Origin of the sequence: Stenotrophomonas sp. 2619 (genome assembly GCF_040548725.1) — a bacterium.
Lineage (GTDB): Bacteria > Pseudomonadota > Gammaproteobacteria > Xanthomonadales > Xanthomonadaceae > Stenotrophomonas > Stenotrophomonas maltophilia_AP.
The window spans coordinates 140,016-153,887 of the sequence record NZ_JBEPSF010000010.1 but is presented as its reverse complement, the minus strand read 5'-3'; the positions used below and the strand labels follow the sequence as shown (position 1 = coordinate 153,887).

Annotated in this window: 13 protein-coding genes; 5 read left to right on the top strand and 8 right to left on the bottom strand. The window is 67.9% G+C overall.

Translation table 11 applies throughout. The features are described 5' to 3' along the window. Window positions 1-22: 22 nt before the first annotated feature. From ABIA71_RS11950 to ABIA71_RS11940, 3 genes are all read left to right on the top strand, one after another. Complete coding sequence (locus ABIA71_RS11950; RefSeq protein ID WP_038686101.1) at window positions 23-445, top strand: F0F1 ATP synthase subunit epsilon; 423 nt, start codon at window positions 23-25, stop codon at window positions 443-445. A 157-nt stretch (window positions 446-602) separates the two neighbouring features. Continuing rightward, complete coding sequence (gene aroQ, locus ABIA71_RS11945) at window positions 603-1,220, top strand: gamma subclass chorismate mutase AroQ (protein ID WP_354285373.1); 618 nt, start codon at window positions 603-605, stop codon at window positions 1,218-1,220. 99 nt (window positions 1,221-1,319) lie between these two features. Next, the gene (locus ABIA71_RS11940) at window positions 1,320-1,679 is read left to right on the top strand and encodes a hypothetical protein (RefSeq protein WP_354285372.1); all 360 of its coding nucleotides are present in this window, start codon (window positions 1,320-1,322) and stop codon (window positions 1,677-1,679) included. Window positions 1,680-1,729: 50 nt separating this feature from the next. Here ABIA71_RS11940 and ABIA71_RS11935 read toward each other — a convergent pair whose 3' ends face one another. Further along, window positions 1,730-2,113, bottom strand: coding sequence for a GtrA family protein (locus tag ABIA71_RS11935; protein WP_354285371.1), 384 nt, complete (start codon window positions 2,111-2,113; stop codon window positions 1,730-1,732). Window positions 2,114-2,199: 86 nt separating this feature from the next. On the opposite strand from ABIA71_RS11935, the gene glmU reads away from it, so the two are divergent. Next, window positions 2,200-3,564, top strand: coding sequence for a bifunctional UDP-N-acetylglucosamine diphosphorylase/glucosamine-1-phosphate N-acetyltransferase GlmU (glmU, locus tag ABIA71_RS11930; protein ID WP_354285370.1), 1,365 nt, complete (start codon window positions 2,200-2,202; stop codon window positions 3,562-3,564). Window positions 3,565-3,672: 108 nt separating this feature from the next. Here glmU and ABIA71_RS11925 read toward each other — a convergent pair whose 3' ends face one another. From ABIA71_RS11925 to ABIA71_RS11895, 7 genes are all read right to left on the bottom strand, one after another. After that, the gene (locus ABIA71_RS11925) at window positions 3,673-5,016 is read right to left on the bottom strand and encodes a sensor histidine kinase (RefSeq protein ID WP_354285369.1); all 1,344 of its coding nucleotides are present in this window, start codon (window positions 5,014-5,016) and stop codon (window positions 3,673-3,675) included. Then, the gene (locus ABIA71_RS11920) at window positions 5,013-6,356 is read right to left on the bottom strand and encodes a sigma-54-dependent transcriptional regulator (RefSeq protein ID WP_354285368.1); all 1,344 of its coding nucleotides are present in this window, start codon (window positions 6,354-6,356) and stop codon (window positions 5,013-5,015) included. The genes ABIA71_RS11925 and ABIA71_RS11920 overlap by 4 nt, the downstream gene beginning before the upstream one ends. A 79-nt stretch (window positions 6,357-6,435) precedes the next feature. Further along, complete coding sequence (locus ABIA71_RS11915; protein WP_354285367.1) at window positions 6,436-6,831, bottom strand: PDZ domain-containing protein; 396 nt, start codon at window positions 6,829-6,831, stop codon at window positions 6,436-6,438. Window position 6,832: 1 nt separating this feature from the next. After that, window positions 6,833-8,053 (bottom strand): ABC transporter permease, encoded by a 1,221-nt coding sequence (locus ABIA71_RS11910; protein ID WP_354285366.1) that lies wholly within the window; start codon window positions 8,051-8,053, stop codon window positions 6,833-6,835. 16 nt (window positions 8,054-8,069) lie between these two features. Next, window positions 8,070-9,371, bottom strand: coding sequence for an ABC transporter permease (locus ABIA71_RS11905; RefSeq protein WP_354285365.1), 1,302 nt, complete (start codon window positions 9,369-9,371; stop codon window positions 8,070-8,072). 8 nt (window positions 9,372-9,379) lie between these two features. Further along, on the bottom strand, window positions 9,380-10,099 hold the full coding sequence (locus tag ABIA71_RS11900; protein ID WP_354285364.1) for an ABC transporter ATP-binding protein: 720 nt from the start codon (window positions 10,097-10,099) through the stop codon (window positions 9,380-9,382). Window positions 10,100-10,141: 42 nt separating this feature from the next. Continuing rightward, on the bottom strand, window positions 10,142-11,410 hold the full coding sequence (locus ABIA71_RS11895; RefSeq protein WP_354285363.1) for an efflux RND transporter periplasmic adaptor subunit: 1,269 nt from the start codon (window positions 11,408-11,410) through the stop codon (window positions 10,142-10,144). 204 nt (window positions 11,411-11,614) lie between these two features. Between ABIA71_RS11895 and glmS the strand changes: the two genes are divergently transcribed. Further along, complete coding sequence (glmS, locus tag ABIA71_RS11890) at window positions 11,615-13,456, top strand: glutamine--fructose-6-phosphate transaminase (isomerizing) (RefSeq protein WP_354285362.1); 1,842 nt, start codon at window positions 11,615-11,617, stop codon at window positions 13,454-13,456. The last annotated feature ends 416 nt before the right edge of the window (window positions 13,457-13,872 follow it).

Here is a 13,872-nt window from a genome sequence, read left to right as displayed (position 1 = left end):
GCCCCCTAGCGAAGAGAGTTACATGAGCACCATCCGTTGCGACATCGTCAGCGCCGAGCAGGAAATCTTCCGTGGTGAAGCGACCCTGGTCGTGGCCACCGGCGAGCTGGGCGAGCTGGGCATCGCGCCCAAGCATGCCCCGCTGATCACCCGCCTGAAGCCGGGCAAGGTGGTGGTGACCACGCCGAACGGCGAGCAGCTCGACTTCGCCATTTCCGGCGGCATCCTCGAGGTGCAGCCGCAGGTGGTGACCGTGCTGGCCGACACCGCGATCCGTGCCCAGGACATCGACGAAGCGTCGGTGCGCAAGGCCAAGGAAGAAGCCGAACGCGTGCTGGCCAACCGTGGCGAAGCCATGGACGTCGCCGAAGCCCAGCAGAAGCTGGCCGAAGCGGTGGTCCAGCTGCAGGCGCTGGAGCGCCTGCGCAAGACGCTCAAGCACTGAGCAGCCCGCCTGCTGTTGTTCGACCGCGCCGGCCTTGTGCCGGCGTTGTCGTATCTGGACCACCCTGCACGGGGATGGTCTGGACTGTGATCGACCCGGCATCCCCGCGCGGGCAGGGCGGGCAGAATCGGCGGCATCCGTTGCCCGAGTCCTGATGATGAATCCTGCACGCGCCCTCTTTGTCATTGCGTTCATTTGCAGCCTGATGCTGCCTGCCCGCGTATCCGCTCTCGCGCCTTTGGACAGCTTGGGCGTGTGGGTACGACTGGTGGCGGCGCGCAATGCAATTGCCCACGACGTGGCGGCCTACAAGTTTGTTGCCGGACGCCCGATCGAAGACCCGCAGCGCGAGGCCGCCGTGCTCGCCGAAAAGCGCGACCGCGCCGTGGAGCGGGGACTGGACCCGGATGCGGTGGTGCACACCTACCGTCAACTGATCGAGGCCAACAAGTTGCTGCAGCACGGTGATCTTCAGCGTTTCCTGGTCGGCAGGACACCCTCGCCACCGCCATCGCTGGACGCCATCCGCGAACGCATCGATACCCTCGATGCGCACTTGCTCTCGCGCTGGGCGCAGTTGGACGATGTGCGGGCCGCCCCGGACTGCCCGCGTCAGCTGGCGCGGGCCATCGCCCTGCAGGGCACGCAGACCTCGCCGCTGGACGAAGCCGCGCGCATCGCCCTGGTGCGGGCCACGCTGGGCTTCTGCCCGCACGATGGGGTGCCAACCGCAGGCGCCCCCGGTGCGGCGCAGAATGACGCCGCCGGGCATTGATGCTAGAAGTGCACCTGCCCGACATGCACCCGGACGTGCGCGGCTGGAGACTGTCATGCAGGCATCCGAAACCCCTGACCGTTCAATCAAGGAATGACCATGTTCAAGAACGCATTGATTCTCGCGGTGGCCCTCACCGGCCTGGTGGCGTGTGGCAAGAAGGACGACACTGCCGCATCCGCCACCTCGACCCCGGCGGCGGCTGCACCGACCACCGCTGCGCCGGCGGCCGCTGCCGGCATCGGCGCGGGCCTGCCGCAGGCCTGTGAGGCCTACCTGACCCGCGCCAAGGCCTGTTTCGACAAGTCCAACCCGCAGACGGCCGCCGCCTTCCAGCAGGGCGTGGACCAGGCCAAGGCCCAGTGGGCCACCATGCAGGACAAGACCGCGCTGGAGACCGGCTGCAAACAGGCCAACGACCAGTTCGCCCAGGTGGCCAGCGCACTGAAGTGCGAATAAGCTGATCCCGGCCGGGCACCGCACCGGTGCCCGGTTCCTGTGCCGGCCGCTCAGCGATAGACGAAGCGCCGCATCAGCAGGAAGGACACGGCGGCCAGGCCGCCTTCGACGATCGGCTTGGCCAGCCAGGCATAGGCCAGGCCAAGCTGCTGCGCTGTCGTACTCACCAGCAGCGTACTGACCACGGTCAACAGCAGCCACAGCGCCAGGAACCGTGCGAAGCGCGCCCAGCCGAGGCGGTGGTCGCCTTCGGCGGCAAAGGTATAGCGCCCGTTGAGCCAGAACCCCAGCAGCATCCCGCACACCCGGCCCAGCACGTTGGCCGGCACGGTCGGCACGCCAAGTGCCGTGGCAGCGACGAACACCGCCCAGTCCACCACAAGCTGCACCAGGCCGATGAGGATGAAGCGGGTGCCTTGGCGGATCAGGCTCACGGGAACGCGATACCAGTGCGGAAACGCAGCATGTTAACCGTCTGCGTTCTAGAATCGCAGCCACTACCGCCCACACACGCTGCCCCATGACCCAAGCCCTGCACGTCATCATCCTCGCCGCCGGCGCTGGCAAGCGCATGAAATCCGACCTGCCCAAGGTGCTGCAGCCGATTGCCGGCCGCCCGATGCTGGCCCATGTGATCGACGCCGCCCGCGAACTGCAGCCCGCCGCCATCCATGTCGTGTACGGCCATGGTGGCGATGCGGTGCGCGCGGCATTCGCCAGCCAGACCGACCTGCTCTGGGCCGAACAACGCGAACAGCTGGGCACCGGCCACGCCGTGCAGCAGGCCATGCCGAACGTGCCCGACGCGGCCACCGTGCTGGTGCTGTATGGCGACGTGCCGATGATCCGCACCGATACCCTGCGCCACCTGCTGGCGCAGCCGGGCCGTCTGGCGGTGCTGGTGGCCGAAGTGGCCAACCCCACCGGCTACGGCCGCATCGTGCGCAATGCCGAGGGGCGGGTCGCGGCGATCGTGGAGCAGAAGGACGCCAGCGACGAGCAGCTGTCCATCCGCACCATCAACACCGGCATCATCACCGCCGAGTCCACGGCGTTGCGCACCTGGTTGTCGCAGCTGTCCAATGCCAACGCGCAGGGCGAGTACTACCTGACCGATGTCTTCGCCGCCGCCGCGCATGACTACACCCCGGCCGACATGGCGTTCGTCGAGGACGCGCAGGAAGCCGAAGGTGCCAACGACCCGTGGCAGCTTGCACAGCTGGAACGCGCGTGGCAGCTGCGCGCGGTGCGGGCGCTGTGCACGCAGGGCGCGCGGGTGCTGGACCCGGCGCGCCTGGACATCCGCGGCACGGTCAGCGTGGGGCGCGATGTGCAGATCGACGTCAACGTGATCCTGGAAGGGCGGGTCGAACTCGGCGACGGTGTGAGCGTCGGGCCGTTCACCCGGCTCAAGGACGTGTCGCTGGCCGCGGGTACCGTGGTCAAGGCGCACTGCGACCTCGACGGCGTGGTCAGCGAAGGCGCAGCAGACATCGGGCCGTTCGCACGCCTTCGCCCGGGGACGGTGCTGGCGGCCGGCAGCCATGTCGGCAACTTCGTGGAAACCAAGAAGGTCACGCTGGGGCCGGGCAGCAAGGCCAACCACCTCACCTACCTGGGCGATGCGGTGATCGGGGCCAAGGTCAACATCGGTGCGGGCACCATCACCTGCAACTACGACGGGGTGAACAAGTCGCAGACCACCATCGGCGACAACGCTTTCATCGGCTCCAACAGCGCGCTGGTGGCCCCGGTGGTGATCGGCGCAGGCGCCACCATTGCCGCCGGCTCGGTCATCACCCGCACCGCCCCCGACGGCAAACTGACCCTGGCGCGCGCCCGCCAGGAAACCATCGACGGCTGGAAGCGCCCCACCAAGCGCTAAGCGCGCCGTAGCGCCGGGCTCTGCCCGGCAACCCAGCGATCCCGTAATGCCGGGCTCTGCCCGGCAACCCAGCGATCCCGTAATGCCGGGCTCTGCCCGGCAACCCGATCAAACGGGCAAAAAAATCGCCACGCACAACCCGCCTTCGCGGCGATTCTGCAGCGAAATCCGGCCGCCGTGCGCTTCCACGATTTCCCGGGTAAGCGCCAGCCCCAACCCGGTGCCGTTGCGCTTGGTCGAGTAGAACGGCATCAACGCGTTCTGCAGCACGGCTTCGTTCATGCCCTTGCCGCGGTCAAGTACTTCCAGGCGCAGCCACTGCGGCAGGCGGGTCAGGCGTACCTCGACATCATCATTGGGCGGCTCGGCATCGCCGCCGGCTTCATGCGCGTTCTTGAGCAGGTTCAGCAGCGCCTGGCCGAGCTGGGCGATATCCACCCGGCTGTGCAGGTCGTCGCCGATGCCCTGCATGCGGAACGGAATCTGGTGCTGCAGGCTGGTCAGGAACTGGATCCACTGCACGTTCTGCAACTGCGGCTGCGGCAGCTTGGCAAAACGCGCATAGCCGCGGATGAAGCCTTCCAGGTGGCGCGCACGCTCCTCGATGGTGGCGAACACCTCTTCCAGCCGCTCGGTCTTGCCACGCCGTACCAGTTCGCCGCCGGAATGTGCCAGCGAGGCGATCGGCGCCAGGGAGTTGTTGAGCTCGTGGCTGATCACCCGGATCACCTTCTTCCAGGTCTGCACTTCCTGGCGGCGCAGCTCGGCGGTGAGCAGGCGGATCAGCAGCAGGTCGTGCGGGCGGCCGTTGAGGTGGAAATTGCGCCGCGACAGGTGATACACCTGCTCGTCTTCTTCATCGTCGCTGTCGTCCTGGCGGACCGCGAACAGGCTGTCGCCGCCGCGCACGATCGCATCGCGCAACTCCACCGGCATGGTTTCCAGCACGTCCTGCATGCGCTGGCCTTCCAGCTTCCAGCCGTTGTGCAGCAGCTTGCGTGCGGCCAGGTTGGAGAACACCACGCGCTGGATGCCGTCACCGCCGTTGGCCAGCAGCAGCATCGACACCGGCGTGTTCTGCACCATGGTGTCCAGCAGCAGTTCCCGCTGCACCAGCCCCTGGCGCTGTTCGCGCAGCACGTCGCCGAGTTCGCGATGCGCCTGTACCAGGTCGCCCAGTTCGTCGTTGCCCGGCCAGTACACCGAGAAATTGTATTCGCCGTCGCGGTAGCTGCTGGTGGTGCCCGACAACGCACGCAGCAGCGAACGCACCGGCGCGGTGGCGCGGCGCAGGCTGAACCACATCACCGACAGCAGCACGATGATCGACACCACGCTGACCGCCCAACCATGGTCCAGCCAGAACGCCAGGTACCAGGGAAAGGCAGCGGCCAGCGCCAGCACCGGCAGCAGGCGCAGGAACAGCCGGAAGGTGAAGGAGCGGCGTGTCATTCGCGCGGGATGCCGTGGCGATCCATGCGCCGGTACAGCGCCTGGCGGCTCAGGCCCAACTCGGCGGCCGCCTGGGCGATGATGCCGTGGTTGTGCGCCAGCGCCGCTTCGATCCGGCTGCGATCCGGATCGGCGCTGGGCGCGGTCGTGCGGGCCGCGACCGGCGCCCGCGGCAGGTTGAGGTCGGCCACGTCGATGCGGGTGCCCTGGGCCAGCAGTTCGGCGCGCTGGATGACGTTGCGCAGCTCGCGCACGTTGCCCGGCCATGAGTGACGCTGCAGGGCCGTGGCGGCCGCACTGGAGAGCGCCTTGTCGCCACTGAGGAACCGTTCGGCCAGCGGCAGGATGTCGCCCGGGCGCTCGGCCAGCGGCGGCAGCGCCAGTTCAACGGTATTGAGCCGGTAGTACAGGTCTTCGCGGAAGCTGCCGTCGCGGATCATCGCGGGCAGGTCGGCATTGGTGGCACTGACCACGCGCACCTTGACCTGGCGTTCGCGGTTGGAGCCCAGGCGCTCGAAGCGCCCGGTTTCCAGCACGCGCAGCAGCTTCATCTGCCCGCCCAGCGACAGGTTGCCGATCTCGTCCAGGAACAGCGTGCCGCCATCGGCGGCCTCGAATTTGCCCTCGCGGGCCCTGTTGGCGCCGGTGTAGGCGCCGGCCTCGCTGCCGAACAGTTCGGCTTCGATCAGCTCGGCGGGAATGGCGCCGCAGTTGAGTGCCACGAACGGACCCTTGGCCACCAGCGAATTGGCCTGGATGATCTCGGCGATCTTTTCCTTGCCGGCGCCGTTGGGACCGGTGATCAACACCGGCAGCGCCGAGCGTGCCACCTGGCAGGCCAGGTTCACCACCCGCTCGCTGGCCGGATCGGCGACCACCGCGCCGCGCAGGTCGTAGCGTGCTTCCAGCGCGGTGCGGTCGCGCTGCTCGCGGTCGCGCCGGCGGTCCAGCTCGCGGCGCGTTTCGGACAGCTCCAGCAGGTTGTTCACCGTGACCAGCAGCTTGCGGTCGTCCCACGGCTTGGCCAGGTAGTCGGCCGCGCCGGCACGCACCAGGTCCACCGCGCTGCTGAGGTGGGTCCAGGCGGTCAGCAGGATTACCGGCAGGTCGGGGTGGCGGGCGCGGATCTGCTGGAACAGCGCTTCGCCTTCCTCGCCGGAGGTGGTGTCTTCGGTGAAGTTCATGTCCTGGATCACCAGGTCCACCGGTTGTTGCTCCAGCAGCGCCAGTCCCGCCTCGGGCGACAGCGCGTGCAGTGCGTCGATATCGTGCAGCGAGAACAGCACTTCCAGTGCGGTGCCGACGCTGGCGTTGTCATCAATGATCAGGATCGAAGGCATGCGTCGACAGGGAACCGGGAGAAGGACAGAGAGTACCGGAGCAGGGCGCCGGCGGGCAGGGCCGCCGACGCCGTCCCGGCTATCGCCGTGGGGGCGGCGGCGGCGGTGCAGGCGGCGGCGGGGGCAGCACCCCATGCCACGCGGCAGTGGCCACCTGCACGGTCTGCTCGCGGCCATCGCGCTGCACGGTGACCGGCACCGTGCCGGGGCCGCTGCGGCCCAACGCGGTGGTCAGGTCCTCCACGCTGCGCACCGGCTGCGTGCCCACCCGCAGCACGCGGTCGCCGGCACGCACGCCGAAATGGCCGGCCGGCGTGGCGTTGCGCACGCGCACCACGCTTTGTTCGGCATCCAGTGCCAGGTGATGGCCGTCCTCGCGCCAGTCCAGGCGCGACGACTCGCGGTGGGTGGCCGACAGCGCCGGGGCGCTGGCCAGCAGCAGGCACAGTGCCAGGGGAGTGGTATGCAGGCGCATGTCAGGCACTCCGGGTGGCGATGGCCGGCGCCACGGCGGCCGCGCGACGGGCCGGGCCGAACACCGCGATCTGGCCCAGCAGCCACAGCAGCAGCGCGCCGATCGGCAGGTAGCTGATGGGCATGCGCGGCAGCTCGTAGGTGTTCATCAGCCACAGGTTGATGGTGTAGGCCATCAACATGCCCAGCACGATGCCCACCGTGGCCAGCAGGAAGTTCTCGGTCTGGAAGTAGCGCAGGATCTGCCCGCGTGTGGCGCCCAGTGCACGGCGGATGCCGATCTGCTTGGTGCGCTGCTGCACCCAGAAGCTGGCCAGGCCGACGATGCCCAGCGCGGTGACCACCAGCAGGGCCACGCACACGGTGATCAGCAGGCCGACCATCGCGCGGTCATTGGCGAAGTACTTGTTGCGGGTCTCCTCGTAGGTCACCTTGGCCCGCACCAGACGGCTGGAATCCACGCGTTCCAGTGCGGCCACGGCGGCCTTGAGCACTTCATCGCGGCGCGACGGGTCGGTGACCCGGATCAGGTAGAAGCCCATGTCGTAGGACATGCGGATCGGCAGCAGCATCGAGTGCTGCGTGTTGCCCTCGACCCGGCTGGGGCGGCCCAGCACCTTGACCACGCCGGTCACGCGCAGCGGCATGCGCCCGCTGTACACCGTCTTGCCCAGGGCATCGCCGTCGGGGAAGAGCTTGTCGGCGGCGGACTTGCTCAGGATCACCGAACTGCCCTTGGTTTCAGATTCGGGGTCGCTGACGACCTCGTCGTACTCGCGGTACTCGCCGGGCTGGAAGTCGCTGCCGGCGATCAACTCGACGCCCAGCGTGTCCAGCGTACCTTCGCGGGCGAAGAACTGGGCCGCGTTCAAGGTGGGACGCTCCTGGTCGGGAACACGCGACAGGCTGGTGTTCCAGGAGTTGCGGCGGAACGGCAGCTGGTTGATCGCCACCGCGCTTTTCACCCCGGGAAGTCCGCGCAGCGCGGCCAGGTCTTCGCGGGTACGGGCTTCAACGTTGACCTGCTTGCCGATGCCGCCGAGACGCACTTCCACCAGTTCGTTCTCGGCGATGCCGCTGGGCTGGCTGATGGTGTCGATGCGCTGCCCGATCAGGAACAGCGCGTTGCAGACGATGGCGCAGGTGAGCGCGATCTCCAGCACGATCAACGCTGCGGCCGTCTTGTGCCGGCGCAGGGTGGACAGGATGGGACGGATATCCATGATGTGCTCCGGTGCCTTACTGCGATTTGAGTTGGATGGCGGGCGCAACCTGCATCGCGCGCAGCGCGGGCAGGAAGCCGGCCAGCAGGCTGGCCACCAGGGTCAGGCCGAAGGTAAGCAACAACATCTGCCCGTCCAGCGTGGCCAGCTTGGCGTACTCCACCGGCTGCTGGCGGACCGCATACAGGCCGACCAGGGCAAGGCCGAGTCCCAGCACGCCACCGGCCAGGCCGACGGTGCCGGCTTCCACCAACGACTGCAGGAAGATCTGTCCGCGGCTGGCGCCCAGGGCACGGCGCACGCCGATCTCACCACTGCGACGCAGGAACTTGGCCAGCAGCAGCCCCACGGTGTTGATCAGGCAGACCAGCAGGAAGCCCATCGCCAGCCACAGCTGCAGGCGCACATCGCTGGGCACGACCTGCTTGTAGTCCAGCCACTCCATGACATTGCGCAGCCGCACGTTCGCCGGACGCTCGAAACGACCGGCCGCCTTCTGCTGGGCCGAGTAGTTGTCCAGGTAGGCGCGGTAGGTGGCCGCGTCGGCGGGCGAAGGCAGTTCCACCCAGTACTGCAGCCAGGTGCAGGGCGCGTTGACGGCGGTTTCTTCGCCGTTGCTGTTGCCCCAGCAGTTCATGTTGCCGTTGCGGCCCAGCTTGAGGTCCGTGGCCGTGGCGAACGGCAGGTAGACGTCTTCGCTGCCACCGTAGCGGCCGGTCTCCAGGTCGTAGAAGTGCGGGTTCGGGCTCCACTCGTCGAGCACGCCGACCACGGTGAACACGTGGCCGTCCATGCGCAGCGGCTTGCCGACGCTGTCGGCACCGTCGAACAGCTTCTGGTTGAGCGTGCGCGAAATCACCGCGACCCGCGCGCGCCCTTCGTCATCGCTGGTCGGCCAGGCGCGGCCGTACAGGAAGGGCGTGTCGAACATCGGGAAGAAGTCGGTGGAGGTGTAGCGGGCGTCGGTGTCGAAGGGCCGCAACGAGGCCTTGTCCGACTCGACGGTGACGCCGCCACCGGTCATCACCGCCTGGCGCTTGGCGTGCTTTTCGCGCAGCAGGGCCTCGGCATCGAAGCGGGTCATCTGGTCTTCCGGCTCTTCGCCGGGCTGGTAGCCCAGCATCGGCCGCGGGTCGACCTGCACGGCGAACAGGCGATCACTCTTCTGCGGGATCGGGTCGCCAGACAGCACATGGAACACGGTGAGGGTGGTCATCGAAGCACCGATGCCCAGCGCGATGGCGATCACCATCAGCGCGGTCAGCACCTTGTTGCGCCGGAAGCTGCGCAGGGCCAGTCGGAAGTAGTAGGCGAACATGGCAGGCCTCAGTCGTTGACGGTGGCGATGGCGGGGCGCGGGGTGGCCAGCACCGGCTCGCGCACCAGGTCGGTGGCCTGGCCGTCGACAATGTGCACGTTGCGCTGCGCGCGCGCGGCCAGTTCCGGATCATGGGTGACCATCACGATGGTGGTGCCGGCGGCGTTGATTTCCTCCAGCAGTTCCATCACGCCACGTGCCATCTGGCTGTCCAGGTTGCCGGTCGGTTCGTCGGCCAGCAGCAAGCGCGGGCTGCCAGCCAGGGCGCGCGCGATCGCGGCACGCTGCTGCTGGCCGCCGGACAGTTCGGCCGGGTAGTGCTTCATGCGCGAGCCCAGGCCAACCTGGCCCAACGCCTTTTCGATGCGCTGCTTGCGCTCGGCGGCCGGCATGCCGCGGTAACGCAGGGGCACGTCGACGTTGTCGAACAGGTTGAGGTCGGAGATCAGGTTGAAGCCCTGGAAGATGAAGCCGATCTTCTGGTTGCGCAGGCGGCTGCGCGCGTCATCGCCGAGCGTGCTCACGTCCTGCCCATCGAGCAGGTAGGTGCCGCTGGTGAAGGTCTCCAGCAGGCCGGCGATATTGAGGAAGGTCGTCTTGCCCGAACCGGACGGGCCGGTGACGGCGACGAACTCGCCCTCCCGCACGTGCAGGTCGAGCGACCGCAGGGCATGGGTTTCCACCTGTTCGGTACGGAACACTTTGGCGACCGAGCGCATCTCGAGCATGACTGTTTTCCTTTGCAGTTCGTTCAGAAGGTGGGAGGGGGATCAGTTGATGGACACCTGTTCGGCATCGCCGAACAGGTCGCTGCCAGACACCACGACGCGATCGCCGGGCTGCAGGCCAGAGAGGATTTCCACTTCGCCCAGGCTGCTCACGCCCAGCTTCACCGGGCGACGCACGGCCGTGCTGCCGCTCATCACGTAGGCCTGGCCGTTGCCTTGTTCGACGAAGGGACCGCGCTCGATCTTGAGCACGTTGCGGCGCGTATCCAGCACCACCCGGGCCTGCATCCGCTGGCTCTGGCGCAGGCCCTGCGGCTGCTTGTCGGAGAAGCGGATGCGGGCATTCACCTCGCCGGCCACCACCTCCGGGGACACCGCGCTGATCTCACCGGGGAACGGCTGGCCGTTGCCGCTGGTCAACTGCGCCGGGATGCCGATCGCCAGGTCGCGGGCGAAGCTTTCCGGCACCTTGATTTCGATCTCGAAGCGCGACAGGTCGACCACGCCCAGGATCGGTGCGTTGGCGATCACGTTGGTGTGCTGGGTGGCCTGCACCTGGCCCACCTGGCCGTCGAACGGCGCGCGCAGGGTGAGCGCGTCCACCTGGCGCTGCACTTCGGCCACCACGGCCTTCTGGCGTTCGGCCAGCAGGTGCTTGTTGCGTGCGTCCAGGTCGGCGCCCTGGCCCTGCAGGCGCGCGTCGGTCTGGGCATTGGCCAGCTGGATGTCGGCCTTCTTCAGGCTGTCGTTGGCCTTGGCCAGGTCGATCTGCGGCACCGCACCGCCATCGAAGCCGCGCTGGTAGCGCTGCAGGTCGCGTTCGGCGGCCTGGCGCTCGATGCTGGCCTGGTCGGTTTCCTTGCGCGCCTTGGCGCGCGCCAGGGTGGCATCCAGGGTGGCGCGGCTGGCTTCGGCTTCCAGGCCCGCCAGGGTGGACTGCTCCTGGGCCAGCTTGCTGCGCAGCTCGGGGCTGTCGATCACCGCCAGTTCCTGGCCCTTCTTGACCACGTCGCCGGCAACCACCTTCAGGTCCACGGTGCCGGCCGAGATGGCGTACAGGATCGGGCTGTTGGCCGCGATCACCCGGCCGTCGGCGGCGATGTCCCGGACCAGGTCGCCACGCGTGACTTCGGCCACGCGCACCCGGGCACTGTCGAAGGAACGGCTGGCGCCGAGCCAGGCACGGGCGGCAAAGCCGATGGCCAGCAGCACCACCAGCGCGGCCAGGCCCGGCCACAGCCAGCGCTTCCACGGGGCAGGGGTGCCGGCAACGGAGAGGGTCTGGTCCTGTGCGGAAGTGTCGCGGATCATCGGGCTCGTTCGCGGTTGGGTTGCCCAGTACAAAGCACACCGCGTGCCAACTTTTCAGTCATTGAAATCAATGGGTTGCATGAGGCGCCGGAGTGTCCGGGCGTCCGCGGACAGTGCCCCGGACACTTTCGTTAAGCGGACAGGCGCCAAGCGTCCCCGGCCGCCACGCTAGAATGCAGGCATCAACGGCAGGGATCAGAAACTATGTGCGGCATTGTGGGAGCGATCGCCAATCGCGACGTGGTACCGGTACTCATCGAAGGACTGAAGCGGCTGGAGTATCGCGGCTACGACTCCTCCGGCATTGCCGTCATCGACCGCTCCGCTGCCCAGGCCGACGTGCGCCGGGTGCGCCGGACCGGCCGCGTGGCCGAGATGGAGAAGGCCGCAGCCGCGGAGGGCTTCGATGCGCTGCTGGGTATCGGCCACACCCGCTGGGCCACCCACGGCGGCGTGACCGAAGCCAACGCCCACCCGCACATCAGCCACGGCGTGGCACTGGTCCACAACGGCATCATCGAGAACCACGAGGAACAGCGCGAGAAACTGCGCGCGCTGGGCTACGTGTTCGAGTCGCAGACCGACACCGAGGTCATCGCGCACCTGATGCACCACCACCTCAAGGGCGGTGACAGCCTGCTGACCGCGCTGCAGCGCACCGTCAAGGAGCTGACCGGTGCCTATGCGCTGGCGGTGATGAGCCGCGCCGAGCCGGACCACTTCGTCTGCGCACGCATGGGCTGCCCGCTGCTGGTGGGCCTGGGCGACGGTGAGAACTTCGTGGCCTCGGACGTCTCGGCGATCGTGTCGTCCACCCGCCGGGTGATCTTCCTGGAAGAGGGCGACACCGCCGACATCCGCCGCGACGGCGTGCAGGTGTTCGACGAGAACAACCAGCCGATCGACCGCGGCGTGCACCTGTCCGACGTGTCGCTGGCCTCGCTGGAGCTGGGCCCGTACCGCCACTTCATGCAGAAGGAAATCCACGAGCAGCCGCGCGCGCTGGGCGACACCATCGAAGCGGCGATCGACGCCGGCGGGTTCCCGGCCGAGCTGTTCGGCAAGAACGCCGAAGCGGTGCTGTCGGGCATCGAAGGCGTGCAGATCCTGGCCTGTGGCACCAGCTACTACTCCGGCCTGACCGCGCGTTACTGGATCGAGTCGATTTCCGGCCTGCCGTGCAGCGTGGAAATCGCCAGCGAGTACCGCTACCGCGCCGCGTATGCCAACCCCAAGCACCTGATCGTGACCATCTCCCAGTCCGGCGAAACGCTGGACACGATGGAAGCGCTGAAGTACGCCAAGTCGCTGGGCCACCTGCACACGCTGTCGATCTGCAACGTGCCCGAAAGTGCGATTCCGCGTGCCAGCGAACTGGTCTGCTACACCCGCGCCGGCGCCGAGATCGGCGTCGCCTCGACCAAGGCCTTCACCACCCAGCTGGCTGCGCTGTTCCAGCTGACCGTGGTGCTGGGCAAGCTGCACGGCCGCGTGGATGCCGCGCAGGAAGCGGAGTACCTGGAGCAGCTGCGCTTCCTGCCGGGCAGCGTGCAGCACGCGTTGAACATGGAGCCGCAGATCGCCGCCTGGGCCGAGCGCTTCGCACGCAAGAGCAGCGCGCTGTTCCTGGGCCGCGGCCTGCATTACCCGATCGCGCTGGAAGGCGCGCTCAAGCTCAAGGAAATCACCTATATCCACGCCGAGGCCTACCCGGCCGGCGAGCTCAAGCATGGCCCGCTGGCGCTGGTGGATGAAGACATGCCGGTGGTGGTGATCGCGCCCAACGACAGCCTGCTGGAGAAGGTCAAATCCAACATGCAGGAAGTGCGCGCGCGCGGTGGCGAACTGTTCGTGTTCGCCGACCAGGACAGCAACTTCGTCGAGTCCGAAGGCGTGCATGTGATCCGCACCCCGCGCCACGCCGGCGTGCTCAGCCCGGTGGTGCACACCATTCCGGTGCAGCTGCTGGCGTACCACACGGCACTGGCGCGCGGTACCGACGTGGACAAGCCGCGCAACCTGGCCAAGAGCGTAACGGTGGAATAAACGCGCGCGTCGCGTTGTGGATGTGGAGAAGGGGGCCGCGCGGCCCCCTTTTTCGTGGGCGTCCGGTAACCGTGTTCGTCGGTTGCGCCACGCCGTGCATGGCTGCTTTTCGGTCTTGGGCGGAGGCAGCCACCCATGGGGTGGCTCTACCCCCGCGGATGCGTCGGTTGTGCCATGGCATGCGTGGCTGTGTTTTCGATCCTGGGCCGACGCAGCCGCCGGATTGGTCGGTAGAGCCACCCCATGGGTGGCTGGCCCCGGGTAGGTCGGATATCGCGCAGCCACCCATGGGGTGGCTCTACCGGCGGCAGGGGGGCGTGGAACTTTAGTCGTGGGCCGCGGCGGCATTCAGCGACGGTTTTAGTCGCGGTGCCATTCTCGGGGTCGTCAGCTGTTTCGACGACGAACTGTCCCAG

What these genes read in the sequence shown, in the direction of transcription:
- ABIA71_RS11950 (WP_038686101.1), top strand. Translation starts at nt 23, where the DNA reads ATGAGCACCATCCGTTGCGACATCGTCAGCGCCGAGCAGGAAATCTTC.
- aroQ (WP_354285373.1), top strand. Translation starts at nt 603, where the DNA reads ATGAATCCTGCACGCGCCCTCTTTGTCATTGCGTTCATTTGCAGCCTG.
- ABIA71_RS11940 (WP_354285372.1), top strand. Translation starts at nt 1,320, where the DNA reads ATGTTCAAGAACGCATTGATTCTCGCGGTGGCCCTCACCGGCCTGGTG.
- glmU (WP_354285370.1), top strand. Translation starts at nt 2,200, where the DNA reads ATGACCCAAGCCCTGCACGTCATCATCCTCGCCGCCGGCGCTGGCAAG.
- ABIA71_RS11925 (WP_354285369.1), bottom strand. Translation starts at nt 5,016, where the DNA reads ATGACACGCCGCTCCTTCACCTTCCGGCTGTTCCTGCGCCTGCTGCCG.
- ABIA71_RS11920 (WP_354285368.1), bottom strand. Translation starts at nt 6,356, where the DNA reads ATGCCTTCGATCCTGATCATTGATGACAACGCCAGCGTCGGCACCGCA.
- ABIA71_RS11915 (WP_354285367.1), bottom strand. Translation starts at nt 6,831, where the DNA reads ATGCGCCTGCATACCACTCCCCTGGCACTGTGCCTGCTGCTGGCCAGC.
- ABIA71_RS11910 (WP_354285366.1), bottom strand. Translation starts at nt 8,053, where the DNA reads ATGGATATCCGTCCCATCCTGTCCACCCTGCGCCGGCACAAGACGGCC.
- ABIA71_RS11905 (WP_354285365.1), bottom strand. Translation starts at nt 9,371, where the DNA reads ATGTTCGCCTACTACTTCCGACTGGCCCTGCGCAGCTTCCGGCGCAAC.
- ABIA71_RS11900 (WP_354285364.1), bottom strand. Translation starts at nt 10,099, where the DNA reads ATGCTCGAGATGCGCTCGGTCGCCAAAGTGTTCCGTACCGAACAGGTG.
- ABIA71_RS11895 (WP_354285363.1), bottom strand. Translation starts at nt 11,410, where the DNA reads ATGATCCGCGACACTTCCGCACAGGACCAGACCCTCTCCGTTGCCGGC.
- glmS (WP_354285362.1), top strand. Translation starts at nt 11,615, where the DNA reads ATGTGCGGCATTGTGGGAGCGATCGCCAATCGCGACGTGGTACCGGTA.